The sequence below is a fragment of the Desulfurella amilsii genome (assembly GCF_002119425.1).
Lineage (GTDB): Bacteria > Campylobacterota_A > Desulfurellia > Desulfurellales > Desulfurellaceae > Desulfurella > Desulfurella amilsii.
The window spans coordinates 1103528-1118534 of record NZ_MDSU01000018.1 but is presented as its reverse complement, the minus strand read 5'-3'; the positions used below and the strand labels follow the sequence as shown (position 1 = coordinate 1118534).

15 protein-coding genes and 4 tRNA genes are annotated in these 15007 nt (G+C 32.6%); 7 read left to right on the top strand and 12 right to left on the bottom strand.

The genetic code is table 11. The annotated features are described in order from the left end of the window. Positions 1 to 74 precede the first annotated feature (74 nt). Positions 75 to 617 carry a helix-turn-helix domain-containing protein gene (locus DESAMIL20_RS09345; RefSeq protein WP_086034583.1) on the top strand — a complete coding sequence of 181 codons (543 nt, stop codon included), beginning with the start codon at positions 75 to 77 and terminating at the stop codon, positions 615 to 617. Here DESAMIL20_RS09345 and rsmG read toward each other — a convergent pair. Genes rsmG through rpmH form a run of 7 tightly spaced genes read right to left on the bottom strand, consistent with a single transcriptional unit; the run spans position 586 to position 6638 of the window. Further along, positions 586 to 1188 carry a 16S rRNA (guanine(527)-N(7))-methyltransferase RsmG gene (gene rsmG / locus DESAMIL20_RS09340; protein WP_143340270.1) on the bottom strand — a complete coding sequence of 201 codons (603 nt, stop codon included), beginning with the start codon at positions 1186 to 1188 and terminating at the stop codon, positions 586 to 588. The two genes, DESAMIL20_RS09345 and rsmG, sit on opposite strands and share 32 nt — an antisense overlap. Then, entirely contained in the window at positions 1166 to 3052 is a 1887-nt protein-coding gene (gene mnmG / locus DESAMIL20_RS09335; RefSeq protein ID WP_086034581.1) for a tRNA uridine-5-carboxymethylaminomethyl(34) synthesis enzyme MnmG, read from the bottom strand. Before mnmG ends, rsmG begins: the two co-directional genes overlap by 23 nt. 33 nt (positions 3053 to 3085) lie before the next feature. After that, on the bottom strand, positions 3086 to 4435 hold the full coding sequence (gene mnmE, locus DESAMIL20_RS09330) for a tRNA uridine-5-carboxymethylaminomethyl(34) synthesis GTPase MnmE (RefSeq protein WP_086034580.1): 1350 nt from the start codon (positions 4433 to 4435) through the stop codon (positions 3086 to 3088). Next, the gene (gene yidC / locus DESAMIL20_RS09325) at positions 4432 to 5925 is read right to left on the bottom strand and encodes a membrane protein insertase YidC (protein ID WP_086034579.1); all 1494 of its coding nucleotides are present in this window, start codon (positions 5923 to 5925) and stop codon (positions 4432 to 4434) included. Before yidC ends, mnmE begins: the two co-directional genes overlap by 4 nt. Then, positions 5898 to 6176, bottom strand: a complete 279-nt coding sequence (yidD, locus tag DESAMIL20_RS09320) for a membrane protein insertion efficiency factor YidD (protein ID WP_086034578.1) — start codon at positions 6174 to 6176, stop codon at positions 5898 to 5900. Before yidD ends, yidC begins: the two co-directional genes overlap by 28 nt. Then, complete coding sequence (rnpA, locus tag DESAMIL20_RS09315; RefSeq protein WP_239393510.1) at positions 6151 to 6486, bottom strand: ribonuclease P protein component; 336 nt, start codon at positions 6484 to 6486, stop codon at positions 6151 to 6153. The genes yidD and rnpA overlap by 26 nt, the downstream gene beginning before the upstream one ends. A 17-nt stretch (positions 6487 to 6503) precedes the next feature. Continuing rightward, positions 6504 to 6638, bottom strand: a complete 135-nt coding sequence (gene rpmH, locus DESAMIL20_RS09310; RefSeq protein ID WP_086034576.1) for a 50S ribosomal protein L34 — start codon at positions 6636 to 6638, stop codon at positions 6504 to 6506. 215 nt (positions 6639 to 6853) lie between these two features. Here rpmH and DESAMIL20_RS09305 point away from each other — a divergent pair, with 215 nt between their 5' ends. Next, positions 6854 to 7459, top strand: a complete 606-nt coding sequence (locus DESAMIL20_RS09305) for a trimeric intracellular cation channel family protein (RefSeq protein WP_143340269.1) — start codon at positions 6854 to 6856, stop codon at positions 7457 to 7459. Positions 7460 to 7461: 2 nt separating this feature from the next. On the opposite strand, the gene ppk1 is transcribed toward DESAMIL20_RS09305, so the two are convergent. The 5 genes from ppk1 to ppk2 are packed head-to-tail and all read right to left on the bottom strand — an operon-like array spanning position 7462 to position 14060. After that, positions 7462 to 9471 carry a polyphosphate kinase 1 gene (gene ppk1 / locus DESAMIL20_RS09300; protein WP_086034574.1) on the bottom strand — a complete coding sequence of 670 codons (2010 nt, stop codon included), beginning with the start codon at positions 9469 to 9471 and terminating at the stop codon, positions 7462 to 7464. Continuing rightward, entirely contained in the window at positions 9464 to 10981 is a 1518-nt protein-coding gene (locus tag DESAMIL20_RS09295) for a Ppx/GppA phosphatase family protein (RefSeq protein ID WP_086034573.1), read from the bottom strand. Before DESAMIL20_RS09295 ends, ppk1 begins: the two co-directional genes overlap by 8 nt. Continuing rightward, positions 10978 to 12495, bottom strand: a complete 1518-nt coding sequence (locus DESAMIL20_RS09290) for a Ppx/GppA phosphatase family protein (protein ID WP_086034572.1) — start codon at positions 12493 to 12495, stop codon at positions 10978 to 10980. The genes DESAMIL20_RS09295 and DESAMIL20_RS09290 overlap by 4 nt, the downstream gene beginning before the upstream one ends. Then, positions 12488 to 13303 (bottom strand): CHAD domain-containing protein, encoded by an 816-nt coding sequence (locus DESAMIL20_RS09285; protein ID WP_143340268.1) that lies wholly within the window; start codon positions 13301 to 13303, stop codon positions 12488 to 12490. The genes DESAMIL20_RS09290 and DESAMIL20_RS09285 overlap by 8 nt, the downstream gene beginning before the upstream one ends. A 7-nt stretch (positions 13304 to 13310) precedes the next feature. Beyond that, positions 13311 to 14060: a polyphosphate kinase 2 gene (gene ppk2, locus DESAMIL20_RS09280; protein ID WP_086034570.1), complete on the bottom strand. Its 750-nt coding sequence runs from the start codon at positions 14058 to 14060 to the stop codon at positions 13311 to 13313. 314 nt (positions 14061 to 14374) lie between these two features. Here ppk2 and DESAMIL20_RS09275 point away from each other — a divergent pair. The 5 genes from DESAMIL20_RS09275 to DESAMIL20_RS09255 all read left to right on the top strand — a co-directional run bounded on the left by DESAMIL20_RS09275 (position 14375) and on the right by DESAMIL20_RS09255 (position 15003). Then, positions 14375 to 14450: transfer RNA gene (locus tag DESAMIL20_RS09275), tRNA-Lys, on the top strand. An 8-nt stretch (positions 14451 to 14458) separates the two neighbouring features. Then, positions 14459 to 14535 (top strand) — tRNA-Glu (locus DESAMIL20_RS09270). 19 nt (positions 14536 to 14554) lie between these two features. Continuing rightward, positions 14555 to 14830, top strand: coding sequence for an HU family DNA-binding protein (locus DESAMIL20_RS09265; RefSeq protein ID WP_086034569.1), 276 nt, complete (start codon positions 14555 to 14557; stop codon positions 14828 to 14830). Between the two features lie 14 nt (positions 14831 to 14844). Then, positions 14845 to 14920: transfer RNA gene (locus DESAMIL20_RS09260), tRNA-Val, on the top strand. 6 nt (positions 14921 to 14926) lie between these two features. After that, a tRNA-Asp gene (locus DESAMIL20_RS09255) sits at positions 14927 to 15003 on the top strand. The last annotated feature ends 4 nt before the right edge of the window (positions 15004 to 15007 follow it).

The following is a 15007-nucleotide window of genomic DNA, read 5'->3' as shown; positions in this document are numbered from 1 at the left end:
AAATTTTGCTTGATTAAAATAGCGAAAGGTGGTACAATGCCTTTCGCTATTTGATGTAGGAGGTATTAGTTAATATGGAAATGTCAGAAAAGATAAAGGTCCAAAGGAAAAAGAAAAGTTTAACGCTTAAGGCCCTAGCCGAAAAAGTCGGCTGCACGGATGCATATATTTCTCAAATAGAAACAGGTAAGGCGATGCCATCCATAAGTATTTTGAAAAAGTTAGCCGAAAGTTTGGATATAGAAGTAAAAGATCTACTCAGCGACGAAAAACAGCAAGATAAAATATTCTTAACCAAAAATGAACGTACGCAAATCATTTACCCTGGTAGCCATATTAAAGCCGAGTTGCTAGTGTCCAAGATTTCTAATAAAATGATGGAGCCTTTGTATAAAATAGTACCGGTTGGTTGCGATTCTCAAGGTGAGCATAGGCACAATGGCGAAGAATTTGGATACATTCTAAAAGGCAAGCTGGAGTTAAGAATTGGTAGTCAAACCGCTGTATTGGAAGCCGGTGATAGTTTTTACTTTTCCTCGCTTTTGCCACATTATTACAAGAATATAGGTGATGTAGATGTGGAAACTATATGGGTTGTGGCGCCGCCTGTGCTTTAATATATAAGTGTAAATACTTATTATTTTTGCAAACTGAGTGTAAAAGAGTAAATCTTTTTAATGAAGGCGGTGGGTACGCCCATACAAATAATTTACCATAATTGTCGGCTAAAATAAAGTTTAACTTTATTTCCATTTCATAGCTACATTTCAAGCCTCTTATAGTAGCAAAATCAAAATTGTTTTTAGGTTGAATATCCATTATATTTTTATTCAGCACATTAGCATTTAAAGATAGTTTGCTTATAGTATCTCTTAAGAATGCGCATTTTTTTGTGCTTGATTCTACCATTGTAATTTCTAACTTAGGGCATACTATAGCTAAAATTATCACAGGAAAGCCATTTCCTGAACCTATATCCAATAATTTTCCTTTTGGGCTTTTAAATAGCTCAAAAAACATCAAGCTATCTCTGATATGTGTAAAATAATCAAAATTTTTGGATGTTAAGTTAATTGCATTATTCCATTTTTCAAGGTTAGCTATATACGCTTTTATTTTTTCAACTGTTTCTGTCTCAATTAAGTTTTCATTTTTAAGCAAATATTCAAGCTGGTTTTGATTGTACATTTTTCTTGTGCAAAAATATGCTAATGATTTGTATAGCAACAGGTGTCATGCCTGGTATTCTCATAGCCTGACCTAGGGTTTTTGGCATTACTTCTTTCAATCTTGTTTTAATTTCTGCGGATAGACCAGCTACAATATTATAGTTAAAATCACCCGGTATGATTATGCCTTCCATTTTTTTAAACTTTTCTATTTGTTGTTTTTGCAAATTGATATATCCCTCGTATTTGACTTCTATTTCTACATGTTGGGTTATTGTTTTATCTAATTGCGGTAAATCGCTGACTATAGTTTCTAATGTTTTATAGTCAACTTCTGGTCTTGCAATTAGTTTTGATATGCTTGTTTTTGCCTTTATCGGTTTTGTTTTGATGGATTCTAATTTTTTATTGAATTCTATGGTAGGCATTACGTATGTTTTTTTCAAGTGATTTATTGTTTCATTCAATTTTTGTGTGTGTTCTTGTATTTTTTCGTAGTGTATTTTGTCGAGTAAGCCGTACTTATAAGATTTTTTGGCCAAACGCAGGTGAGTATTATCCTCTCTTAAAAGTAATCTATATTCAGCTCTTGAAGTGAATATCCTGTAAGGTTCTTTAACGCCTTTTGTAACCAGATCATCTATCATTACTCCAGTATAGGCTTCATCTCTGCCTAATACAAAAGGTGGTTTTTCTAATAAATACATAGCTGCGTTGATCCCTGCTACCATACCTTGAGCCGCTGCTTCTTCATAACCGCTTGTGCCATTTATTTGACCCGCTAAAAACAGGCCTTTTACTTTTTTTGTTTCTAACGTGTGTTTTAGTTGAATGGGATTTACAAAGTCATACTCGATTGCGTATCCTGGTCTTATAATTTCAACATTTTCCAAGCCCCTAATGGTTCTTAGATACGCAACTTGCACTTCATAGTCAAGCGACGTGTTTAAGCCATCTGCATAGATTTCATTTGAGTTTGCATCTTGAGGTTCTAAGAAGATTTGGTGTCTTTCTCTGTCTGGAAATTTTACAACTTTGTCTTCAATTGAGGGACAATACCTTGTGCCAATACCATGTATCATACCACTGTATAGAGGAGATTTATCTAAATTTGAGTGAATTACCTTATGTGTCTTTTCATTTGTATATGCGAGATAGCAGGGATAATTTGGCGGGTTAAAATTTTCTGTTTTAAAAGAAAATGGTGTAGGTTCCTCATCACCCATCTGCGGTTCTAGTGCGTCAAAATCTATTGTTCTTGCATCTAGGCGAGGTGTGGTGCCCGTTTTAAGTCTTCCTATTAGAAGACCAGCTTTTGCGAGGCTTTCTGAGAGCTTATCCGATGGTGGCTCCCAAGCCCTGCCAGCGTGAAATTCATTTAAGCCTATAAATATTTTACCTTTTAAAAAAGTACCGCTTGCAATAATAAGTGCATCACACAAAAATTCATTGCCAATGTGCGTGATAACGCCTTTAATTCTTCCATCTTCTACAACAATTTCATCAACATTGGCTTGCTTTACATCCAAATGCTCTTGGTGTTCAAGCAGATGTTTCATTCTAAGTCTATAAGCTGGCATATCCGCCTGGGCCCTTGATGACCATACGGCTGGGCCTTTGCTTTTATTTAATATTTTAAATTGTAAACCAGTCTCGTCTATGTTTCTGGCCATTTCGCCACCAAAAATATCGACTTCTTTAACTAAATGGCCTTTTGCTAACCCACCAATAGCTGGATTACAGCTCATAGCGCCAATTGTATCAACGGATATAGTTATAAGCAAAGTGTCTAAATTAAGTCTTGCACAAATTAATGCTGCCTCACAGCCTGCATGGCCACCACCAATAACTATACAATCGTATTTTTTAGGATAAATATACATTGTCAACCTCTAAAGTTTCACGTGAAACATTTTTTATTTTCCAACACAAAAATTTTTAAATACATTGTCCAGAATATCTTCGTTTTCTATTTTACCAATTATTTGCTCAATAAAATCTGCTAAAAGCTGCAATTCTATGCCTATCAAAGCAGGATCTAAAAGATTTTGATAAGCTTTTTTTATTTTTTTTGTTTGCATAAGTGCGGATTTTAGTGCCACTATTTGGCTGTAGTTTAATGAAACAACTTCATCTGCATTGTAATCTTCAAGTAGCATTTCATAAAGTTTATTTTTAAGCGTTTCAATGCCACTTTTCTTTACACAAGAAATTTGAATTGCTTCAAATTTAGAAGGTAGTTTAAAATGAATTGGCAGATCCGATTTATTTAAAGCAACTAGGACGTTTTTTTTATTTTTTATAACATTGAGTATAATTTCATCTTCACTGTCAAGTTTTATGCTTGCATCAAAGACAGCTATGAGCAAATCGGCAGTGTCTATAACTTCTTTTGATTTTTGTATACCTAAAAATTCAATTTTATTTGAGTGTTTCCTGATACCTGCTGTATCGAGGATTTTAAGTGGAATACCGTTTAAGCTTATCATTTCTGAGACAACATCAGTAGTGGTGCCAGGAATTTCAGTTACAATAGCCCTTTGATGACCCACTAGCTCGTTGAGCAAACTAGACTTTCCAACATTGGGCTTACCAATTATAACAACACTTGCACCTTCAAAAAAATACTGACCTTTTTTTGCATAATTCAATAATTTCTCAATTGAGTGGTGAATTTTATTTAATAAAGAAAGTCTATTTTTTAAATTAATATTACTTAAATCTTCATCTGGATGATCAATAGTAACTTCATTTTCAGCCATTAAAAAAGTTATATCTTCTCTTAGATTATCAATAATTGTTGTGTTCTTTTTTAGCAACTGGCTAAAAGCGATGTCAAGAGATTTTTGTGTTTTTGCCTTAATTAAATTGCCAATGGCATTTGCCTGAACAAGATCAATTTTGTTGTTTAAAAAAGCTCTTTTTGTAAATTCTCCAGGCATCGCAAGGCGAGCTCCGTTTTTTAAAACTAACTCGAGAACGTTTCTCATTACAAGCAAACCACCGTGACAATTGATCTCAAAAGAATCCTCTCCTGTGTATGAGTGAGGCGATTTGAAAACGCTAACCATCACCTCGTCTATAATTTTTGAGTCAAGGTCTTTTATAAAACCATGGTAAATTTTATTGGCCTCAAAATTAGCTTTTTTAGGATAAAATATTTTCTTCAATAATTCTAACGAGTTTTTACCGCTTACACGAATAATTCCTATAGCAGATTCAACATAACCGCTTGCAATAGCTGCAATGTCATCATCATCAATCATTTTACTTTTGATTTTGATTTAATCAACCTAGTATCAATAAGTTGTTGTATAATTGTAAACACATTGTTAGCAATCCAATATATAACAAGTCCAGACGGAAAACCCATAAACATTATTGTAAAAATAATAGGCAAAAACAGCATAATTTTTGCTTGCATTGGATCTAGCGTAGAAGGTGAAAGTTTTTGTTGTATAAACATAGTAATTCCCATAATAATAGGTGTTATATAGTAGGGATCCTTTGCTGAGAGATCTGTAATCCAAAAAATAAATGGCGCGTGCCTTAACTCTATAGCATTGAGCAAAACATTATACAAGGCAATAAATACAGGAATCTGGATCAAAATAGGCAAACATCCGCCCAATGGATTAACTTTATGTTTTTTATATAATTCCATAGTTGCTTTATTTAAAAGCTCGGGTTTACCTTTGTGTTTTAACTGTAACTCTTTTAATTGGGGCTGAAGATTTGCCATTTCTTTCATTGATTTGAAAGATTTATATGTAAGAGGATAAAAGATTAGTCTTATTAAAAAAGTAAGTAAAATAATAGCAATACCGTAGTTACCAACGATTGAATACAAATATTTTAATACATAAAGTAGCGGTTTACCAATAAAACCAAATGTACCAAACCTAACTATCCTGTCTAGTTTAGGATTGTAGGCAGATATAATACCACCAGACTTAGGCCCAGCATATACGCTTATGGATTTTTGTGCATTTGAATCAACATAAATGTATTTATTTGCGTTAATTTCTTTAAAACCTCCATGGAGGGGGTTACTATCATATAATGCCACACAAAAATATTTATCTTCAAGTGCAATCCAAGATAAATTAACGCCCGAACCTATATCTTTATCAGTTTTAATTTTGTCATTTATTAAAGCAACTGCCCCAACATGAGAATCTTTGGTTGATTTACCAAAGTTTTCACCCAACAAAAGTATATAGTTAGAATTTAAAGCTTGCGCATTATTAACGATTTTCGTTTCAAAAGTAAGGCCGTAGTTTTTAACAGTATAGCGCTTAATGATTTTTATATCGCCATCGGATTTAGTAAGTGTGGCAATAGTTTTACCATCTAGTCTTTTTACATCTACAATGTATTGGCCATGTTCTGATATTTTTTGTAGTGTTGGATCTTCAAATTGGGTATAAAATAGACCGGTTTTAGCGTTGGGATCTGCTAAATTTACATATTTGTTATCTTGTTTATAAGTTTTAATGTAAAGATTTTTGATTGTACCATCAATTTTTGATATATTAATTTCTAAATCATTAGAATTTATATTTACAATCGTATTCTTTGTGCTTTGGCTGCTAGTGCCTTCTATATTTTTAAGATTGGGCTCAAATTTAGCTGTTTGGTTTGTTGTATTTGTTTGTACATTTTGGGTTTTTGGCATAAAAAAATAATCATAGAATACTATAATTAGCACAGTTAGCACCACTGCTATTAAAATTCTTTTTTCGTTTTCTTGCATAATTTATTCCTCTTAAATATTGGTTTTGGCGGATCAAAGCCACCACTACTCCATGGTCCACACCTTAAAATACGCCAGACAGACAATAAAAATCCTTCAAAAAAGCCAAATTTTTTAACTGCTTCAATAGAGTAATTTGAGCAACTTGGATAAAACCTACAACTATTTGGGAAAATGGGGGATATAAATAACTGGTAAAATCTCACTGCTTTGATAAAAAACAGACTAAGAATTTTGTTTATTTTTTTCATACTTATAAAACTTTTCAAGTATTTTTTGAAAAGTTTCATTTAATAACTTAAAGTCAGCAGTTACTACAGACTTTCTGGCAATCATTACGACACTTGTTCCTGGCTTTATATAATCTTTTGATAACCTCATTACTTCTCGCATACGACGTTTTGCTTTATTTCTTAAAACAGCGTTACCAATTTTTTTGCTAGCTACAACAGCGACTCTTTTGTTTTGAGATGATTCTTTTTTCAAAAACACAACAAAAAAAACACTTACATGCCTATAACCATTAGTGTATAGGTATGTAAATTCTTGCGATTTTTTTATATGTTCAAAATCAAATTTTAAATTGCCAATCGTTTTCTACCTTTTGCCCTTCTTCTAGATAAAACTTGCCTACCGTTTGCTGTTTTCATTCTTGTCCTAAAACCGTGAGTTCTTTTTCTAGGTGTGTTGTGTGGTTGGAATGTCCTTTTCATGTAACCTCCTTTAACAAATTCTCGCACATTATAAACAATTAAGACATAAAAATCAAATATTAGTTTTTGACAATGAGCTGTTGATATGTTAAAAGTCAATTTTATGAAAGAAACAGCAAAAATTAAAGTTCAAAAACTAACAAACCTTAAAGAGTAAAGATTACTAAGATGTTAAAAACTCTGTCAATTTACGATGATAATTGTCAAAAACTAAAATGATGAGTTGGGTTAATGTGCTTGATGCTATAGGCACAATGGCGTTTGCTGCATCTGGAGCACTCATAGGTGTTAAAAAGCAAATGGATGTGTTTGGCGTGGTGGTACTTGGCCTTGTAACAGCAATTGGTGGAGGAATTATTAGAGATGTTATCTTAGATAGTTTGCCACCATATGTTTTTGTTCACAACCTTGATATAATAATAGCTATTATAACATCAATAATAGTTTTTATTAGCCCCAAAAGCATAGAAAATAGGCGTTTGTTTTTTTATTTTGATGCTATGGGCCTTGGTGTATTTAGCGCGATTGGTGTATCAAAAGCCATAGATTGTCACATGAGCTTTATCGGTTCTATTATTTTAGGCACAATTACAGCAGTGGCTGGAGGCATGATTAGGGATGTTTTATCAGCTGAAATACCATTAGTATTAAAAAAAGAAATTTACGCTTCAGCATGTGTAGTTGGTACTTCGCTATTTTATGTTTTGGACCTATTAAAATTAAATACATCAGTCAATTTATTCATTTGTACATTTATCATATTTGTGTTACGCGTGATTGCTTTTTCTAAGAATTGGCAGCTCCCAAGGAAGATACTGTAAGTTTATATCATCCTTGATATATTTTTAAGAAAAAAATATTGAGAGCCAAGACTTTTGTTGTCTTTAGAGGCTTTTTTGTATGTGTAATTAGCTAACTCCCACGCGGTTTTATCGTTAAAGCTTACCTTCAATATAGTTTTTAAAAATTTTTTCGCATGAGGGTTATTTATTTCATAGAGGATTTCAATGCGTTTGTCAAAATTTCTTACCATCCAGTCGGCAGTTGAAACAAATAACCTCTCTTTGCCGTTATCATAAAAGTATAAAATACGCGCATGTTCCAAAAAACGTCCAACAATACTTTTAACTGTAATATTTTCGCTCAAATTCTTTACTTTGGGCACAATAGAGCATAAACCTCTTACTAAAAGATCAATTTTTACACCGGCCAACGATGCTTCGTAAAGCTTATCGGATATTTGCTTATCGTATAAAGAGTTGAGTTTTGCAATAATATGACCTTTTGAGCCTTTTTTAACATTTTGGATTTCATTGTCTATCAAGTCTATTATTGAACTTCTAAGCGTTTTTGGTGAAATTGATATGCGTTGCCAATCATATATATCAGAGTAACCCATCATATAGTTAAACAAATTAACAATTTCTTGGCCAGTTAAATCATCTTTTGTTATGTAATCAATGTCTGTATATATAAGGGCAGTTTGTTCATTGTAGTTGCCTGTGGATATATGTGTGTAGCGCACTAATTGATCTGATTCTTTTCTTACAACAAGCATACATTTTGCATGGATTTTTAGGTCTAAAAATCCATAGGTAACAATACAGCCAGCATTTTCAAGCCTCTTTGCCCCCTCAACGTTTTTTCCTTCATCAAAGCGCGCTTTTAATTCGATTACCACGCTAACATGTTTTCCATTTTTTACCGCTTCTTCCAAAAGTTCAATGATTTTTGAGTCATCATTTGTGCGATAAAGCGTTATTTTGATAGATAAAACATTTTTATCGTATACAGCTTCCTCAAGAAATTTAATGACAAGTTTAAAATCATGATAGGGTCTAAATAAAAAGATATCGTTTGATTTTAACACATCAAAAAAACTAAATTTTTTTATATTCTGGAGGCAGCTTGGAACAACCGGCTTGAAGGTTTCAAAGTAAAGCGATTTCTTTGTCTCTTTCATGCTAAAGATAAAACTATAGTCAATTGGCCCATTTGTAATATAAATATCACTTGGTTCAATATCAAAGTAGCCAATCATTTTGTCAATAAAAAATTTGTCGATTTCTCTGTCAATTTCTAAGCGTACAACATTACTTTTTTTTCTTAAATCTAAATAATGTTCGATAGCCTCAAGTAAGTCTTCTGAAAGCTCCTGGTGTATGGGAAGATCTGCATTGCGCGTAAGTCTAAACAAGAAATAACGCTTTATATTGTAGTTAGTATAAACTTTGTTCAAGAATTGCTCTACAATATAGTTTGTCGTATAGTAGATTGACTGCTTTTTGTATTTAATTTTAAATGATTTTGGAAGTACATTTGGTATGATCAACATAGAGTAGAGCAATTGCGAGTCTTTTTCTATTTCAACAAAAAAAACTAAACTAAGGTTTTGTATAAAAGGGAGTTTATTTATATTGTTTAAGGCAACAGGTGTTAAAACAGGCAAGATATCTAAGTAAAAAATTTCTTCGATTTTGTCTAGGTAACCTTTTGGGTTAATAAGTATACCTTTTGATTTGCATTGTGGCTTTAGGTAATTTTTAAAAATATCGTTTCGAAAGTTTACCTGTGAAAGGACTTTTGTTGCAATTTCTTTAAGTTGTTGTTTGGGGGTTTTCATTGAAATATCTGCTACATCATAGCCCGCATCAACCTGATCTTTTAAACCAGCAACCCTAACCATAAAAAACTCATCTAAATTTGATGCGTGTATAGCAACAAATTTTAGTTTCTCAAGTAACGGCACACCTAGGTTTCTTGCTTGTTCAAGTACGCGATAATTAAAATCAAGCCAGCTTAATTCTCTATTATTGTATAAAAAATTACTCATACTTTAACTTTATATATAACTTTGGGGCAATGCCAAAAGTTTCTAAAAAATCTACAGACTTGTTTTTAAATGTTAATTCTTCTAAAAAAGGTATTTTTAAAGCGGTAGCTATAAATTTAACCTCGTTTTCGCTAACATTGATATCAATATCTTCTATTATTTGCATATGGCTTGCATCTAATGAATCGGCTATTTTTAATAGCGCAATGATTTTTTTTAGCACTAAAATCTTTTCTATCGGCGCACTTAATAATTCATCTTCGGATTCGATTTTTGCTTTATTTCGGTGAAATAGCACGCTTGCTGCCACATAATCGATGATTTCTTTGTCTATTCCTGGTATATTTATGGATTTTGCAATATAATATGAGTGCTGGTGATGATTATTTATACCTATATGGTAGCCTACGTCGTGAAGTATGCATGCGCAATCTAAAACCATCTTTTCTTTCTGTGTCATTGAATGAATGCTTTTTAGTTCAGAATATAGCTTGTTTGCAAAATACAAAACTTTTTTAGCATGCTTTAGATCGTTGTTGTATTTTTTAGAGTAAGCAATAACCTGATTTAAGATTTTTTTATTTACCGATTTTTCTTTAAATTTCTTTGAATAATAACTTACCAACTGCTGAGGAAATGTGGAATTTGAAAATAAAAATCCGTCCAGGTTAAGCATTTTTAATAAAGCAGAAAAAGTATATACAATAGGTACAACTACATTAGCTTCGTTTTGGGTCAAGCTGTAGGTTTGACAGATTGTTTGGGGGCTTGTAGATTTAATTGAATTATAAAGCGTGTTCAGCGATTTGTATGTTATTTTATTGCTTTTGGGTTTTAATAGTTTTACAAGCAGATTTATTGAGCTGCCGCAGCCTATCATATATTTTACTGAGTTTAATGAAGTGAAATTTTGTCTTATTGTATTAATGATTTTGCCCATTTGTTCTTCGTAGGCCTTAGATCTAATGATTACATCAAAGTCTTTAAACAATAAAAATTGTCTAAGCGAACCAGAATTAAACACGGAATTAAACAAATCTACTTCGTTTTCTTTAATACTAATCGATAAACTGCCGCTTGATAAATATGCAATCAATAGGCCCTCTTGTGCAAGTTTGTCAAAATTTTTAATATCGTTTTTCACACCCAAGTATTTTATGTACATTTCTTGAGATTCTTCAATGATTTCTATATCGAGCTGTGTTTTTGTATTTATGTAATTTATAAAAAAATACTTGTTTTGAGCATCTCTAACGGCGCTTGTGCAAATGGCTTTGTAGTTACCCCAGATTTTATATTCATCTAGTTTCTGAGCGTATTTTGACAATATTTGAGCTGTTTCTTTCGCTTTTTCTAAGGTGATATATCCTTTCTCAAATGTATCTAAACCCAGCGCGATGGGCGTTACTATGCTTTCTAAAATTCTTTCTTTCGAATTTTTAAACTCACTAATTTGCATGCGTATAGCGCTTGAGCCAATGTTTATAATACCAAAAATGCCGTTTTTCATATGATGGACACTCTTTTTTTAGTAATTTTTTCCAAAAGGTTCTTTTTTGCATTCGCCGCCTTAATTTCTAAAAATGTATCTTCGCTGGATATAGCTACAATTTTTATATTGTCTTTTTCTATGCTTACTTTAACATCTTTAACAAAGCTTCTATGGCTCCTGTCAAGACCATCTGCTATTCTCAAGATTGAAGCTAGTTTTTTTATTTTTTCTTGCTTCTTTTTAGAAAAAGATTGATAAAGTCCGTGCGATTTGTTTGGTAAGTTACCTCTATGAAAATATGAAATAGTTGCTATCATGTTTTTTTGTTTGATACTAAATCCCGTTAAATCAGAGTTTGTTATGAGATAGTAAGAGTGCATATGGTGTTTTGAAAATGATATGTACGTGCCAATATCGTGCAAAATTGCCGATGCTTCAAGTAAAGCAAAGTCTTTTTCTTTTAGCTTTAGTGTATTTTTTAATTGCTCAAAGAGTTTTTTTGATAAATCCATTACACAAAGCGCATGTTGTTCTTCGAAGTTGAATTTATTGCCCAACTCGATTAGTCTTGAAAACTTTAAATCACTGTCTAGCGTTTGAAATGGAAATGCCAACCCAATTTTATTTAGTGTATCAATCAAAAGACCGGTTCTTAGGCCACCCATAAATGTGTAAAAACCCTCAATGCCATATAAAGACATTATGCTTTCTATTACCATACAAGCAGGCAAAATGATGTCTGCGCGCTTTTCTTCTGTGCCTTTTATTTTTTTTATATCATCAACTTTCATTCTTCTTAGGTTATTAATAAGGTTTTTCACATAGCTTCTTGGTACGTATTTGGCGTAAGATGAAGCTTTTTTACTTTGAGATATATAGTACATAGTTGCAATATTGTTTAGTGTTCCAGCAGTGCCAACAATGGTATCTGGCTCAAAATCTTCTATATTTTCTAATGTTTTTTCTATGAAATCCTTCATGGCATAGATTTCAGACTGTGCAGGTGGGTCTTTTTTTAAAAATTCGTACTTTAGCCTAGAACATCCAAGTAAAGTGCTATAGGAATTTTTTAACTCGCCTTTTTCTGATAATACAATCTCGCTGCTTCCGCCGCCAATATCTATGGTTAGGGTATTTATATCTTTTATATCAAAGTTATACAAAACAGCTAAGTAATTAAAATAAGCCTCTTGTTTGCCACTAATTATTTCGATATCTATTCCATAGCGCTGTTTAACTGTTTCTATAATTTCTTTAGAGTTTGAAGCATCTCTTAGCGCTGCTGTGCCCACAGCCCTTACAATTGTAGCTTTGTTGTTTTGTATGAGATTATTTATAACCTCTATATTTTTGTAAAACAAATCTGTTATTTGCTCGTCAATGTAGCCTTTTGAAAAAACGCAATCGCCAAGTCTTAAAATCTCTCTGTAATCTTGAATAATTCTATAGCTTTTTTCCAAGCTTTGAGCAATCTGAAGCCTTATGGAGTTTGAACCGATATCTATTACTGCTACGATAGGATACTCAGTCATTGTGGTACCAACTTATTTGAAAAAATCTAAAAAATGATAATGCCAAAATGATATTTTTTCTGTTTTGTTTTAAAATACTTTTAAAAGTTTTGATAAGTGCGTCAATTGTATCACTCAAGGAAAGAATTTTTAGGGATTGAAGATAACTTATATGTGTATTTAAATCCTGAACATAGCCTAATTTATCTTGAAGCCATTTTAGTTTTGAAATAGCCTCAAGGGCTTTACTTTCAGGATAGACTTTATCGAATATTTCTAAAATGTATCTGTATTTTTTGTACTCGATGCGCAATTTATGCAAATTATTTTTTTGAGGTTCTATTTTTTTAATTTTTTTTGATTGCTTATAAAGTGCTTTTTGTAATGCCTCTTTAAATGTGGTATTCATATATTTCTCTTTGTGGTGAGTTTTTTGTTCTATTATGTTTCTTGTTTGTAGTAGAAAATCAGGTAAATAAATATTAAGCATGTTTTGAAAATTAAGCTTTTGCTGATTATGTTCATTAAGCAAATATTCCATAAGTGGCTTTAAATCATATTCAAATGGTTCAAGCAAATTAATTTTCTCAATCAATGTTTCTGTATCTCTAAGTTTATTAGAAGATTTAAGAAAAAACCTTGTGCTGTAGAGTATTTTTGGATCGATATTTAGGTATTTTTTTAAACACACAATATACGAAAAAAAACGCCTAATTGACACGCGTAGATCATGCACTGCATCTTTTTTAGAGTACAGGTCTTTAAAGTTACTTTCTATTTCTGAAAGCTGATATAAAATAGTTTTATCTAATTCCTCGTAAAGCAACATAGTATTATTATTTGATAAAAAAATTTTTATTGTAAACAACAACTATGTTAGGGTCTACATTGAGAATCTTTTCATTTTTTTCTTTGTAGTCAACATTAAGAAGAAAATATTTAATTAAATTTAATCGTGCTTTATGCTTATCATTTGCATTTACTATTACCCATGGCGATTGTGGAGTATGTGTGCGCTCAAACATCTCATTCCTGCTTTGCGTATAATCATCAAAATGTTTTATCGCTGCATCATCAACGGGGCTTTCTTTCCACTGTTTAAGCGGATCTTTTTTTCTCGATTCAAGCCTTTTTTCCTGTTCTTTTTTATCAATATCCAGGTAGAATTTAAACATCTTTATACCAGCATTAAGCAGCAAATTTTCAAAATATATTACATCTTCATAGAATTGCTCATACTCTTTTTTTGTACAAAAACCCATTACACGTTCAACGCCAGCTCTATTGTACCAACTCCTGTTAAACAAAACAAACTCGCACGGCGCAGGCAAGTGCGGTACAAAGCGCTGGAAATACCATTCTTTTGCTTCTTTATCTGTTGGCTTTGAAACAGCAAATACACGTGTTTCTCTAGGACTTAAATGCCTTGTTATCGTTCTTATCATACCATCTTTGCCCGCTGAATCCCTACCTTCTAGTATTAATAGCACTTTTTCTTCTTTTTTTATGAGTGTATTTTGAAATTTCACAAGCTCTATCCAGAGCTTACACAATTCCTGCTTCTCATTTTCTTTTTCTTTTGACATAAAATTGCCCCCTATATTTTAAAAAATTATATACCCAATTTGACAAAAAACAAGTTTTTAATGTTTGTTTTTTTGTGTAAGGCTTAAGAATATAGTACAAGTTGAATTTTTATTAAATTCAATTGCTATAGCATGCCAAATACCATTGGTGTTGTTTAAGCATCACAAAAAATCAAATCTTTTAAAAACTTTTATGACAGAAAGAATTTTTTCTATAAAACCTTAAGTTTTACTTTTTTGTTAGGTTTTTTGTGATTAGTTTAATAATTTGTTGACAATCGCGTTCAAATATGTATATTAGATAAAGATTTTGTGGGTCGTTAGCTCAGGCGGTAGAGCAGTAGCCTTTTAAGCTATTGGCCGCAGGTTCGACTCCTGCACGACCCACCAAGTAAAAAGTCCCCATCGTCTAGTTGGCCAAGGACATCGCCCTTTCACGGCGAAAACGTGGGTTCAAATCCCGCTGGGGACGCCAAGTTATTGGAGGTTGTGGCATGACTAAGGCTGAGTTGATTGAGAAAGTAGCTGCTGTTACCCAGTTAAAAAAGGCTGATGTAAAAAAAGTGGTTGATACTGCTATTGAAGAAACCATGAATTCAATTGCAGAGGGTGGCAAAGTTAGTTTAACTGGTTTTGGTGCATTTTATTTGAGTCAGAGAAAAGAACGCTCGGGTAGAAATCCGCGCACGGGTGAGAAAATTACTATTAAGGGTTTTAACTTACCAGCTTTTAAAGTAGGAAAAGTTTTTAAAGAATTGGCCAACAAGTAATTTGTTTGAATATTGGGCGCATAGCTCAGCTGGAAGAGCACCTGCCTTACAAGCAGGGGGTCGTAGGTTCAAGTCCTGCTGCGCCCACCATTTTTCGGAGCCGTAGTTCAGTTGGTTAGAACGCTGGCCTGTCACGCCAGAGGTCGCGAGTCCGAGTCTCGTCGGCTCCGCCATTTT

What these genes read in the sequence shown, in the direction of transcription:
- DESAMIL20_RS09345 (WP_086034583.1), top strand. Translation starts at nt 75, where the DNA reads ATGGAAATGTCAGAAAAGATAAAGGTCCAAAGGAAAAAGAAAAGTTTA.
- rsmG (WP_143340270.1), bottom strand. Translation starts at nt 1,188, where the DNA reads ATGTACAATCAAAACCAGCTTGAATATTTGCTTAAAAATGAAAACTTA.
- mnmG (WP_086034581.1), bottom strand. Translation starts at nt 3,052, where the DNA reads ATGTATATTTATCCTAAAAAATACGATTGTATAGTTATTGGTGGTGGC.
- mnmE (WP_086034580.1), bottom strand. Translation starts at nt 4,435, where the DNA reads ATGATTGATGATGATGACATTGCAGCTATTGCAAGCGGTTATGTTGAA.
- yidC (WP_086034579.1), bottom strand. Translation starts at nt 5,925, where the DNA reads ATGCAAGAAAACGAAAAAAGAATTTTAATAGCAGTGGTGCTAACTGTG.
- yidD (WP_086034578.1), bottom strand. Translation starts at nt 6,176, where the DNA reads ATGAAAAAAATAAACAAAATTCTTAGTCTGTTTTTTATCAAAGCAGTG.
- rpmH (WP_086034576.1), bottom strand. Translation starts at nt 6,638, where the DNA reads ATGAAAAGGACATTCCAACCACACAACACACCTAGAAAAAGAACTCAC.
- DESAMIL20_RS09305 (WP_143340269.1), top strand. Translation starts at nt 6,854, where the DNA reads ATGATGAGTTGGGTTAATGTGCTTGATGCTATAGGCACAATGGCGTTT.
- ppk1 (WP_086034574.1), bottom strand. Translation starts at nt 9,471, where the DNA reads ATGAGTAATTTTTTATACAATAATAGAGAATTAAGCTGGCTTGATTTT.
- DESAMIL20_RS09295 (WP_086034573.1), bottom strand. Translation starts at nt 10,981, where the DNA reads ATGAAAAACGGCATTTTTGGTATTATAAACATTGGCTCAAGCGCTATA.
- DESAMIL20_RS09290 (WP_086034572.1), bottom strand. Translation starts at nt 12,495, where the DNA reads ATGACTGAGTATCCTATCGTAGCAGTAATAGATATCGGTTCAAACTCC.
- DESAMIL20_RS09285 (WP_143340268.1), bottom strand. Translation starts at nt 13,303, where the DNA reads ATGTTGCTTTACGAGGAATTAGATAAAACTATTTTATATCAGCTTTCA.
- ppk2 (WP_086034570.1), bottom strand. Translation starts at nt 14,060, where the DNA reads ATGTCAAAAGAAAAAGAAAATGAGAAGCAGGAATTGTGTAAGCTCTGG.
- DESAMIL20_RS09265 (WP_086034569.1), top strand. Translation starts at nt 14,555, where the DNA reads ATGACTAAGGCTGAGTTGATTGAGAAAGTAGCTGCTGTTACCCAGTTA.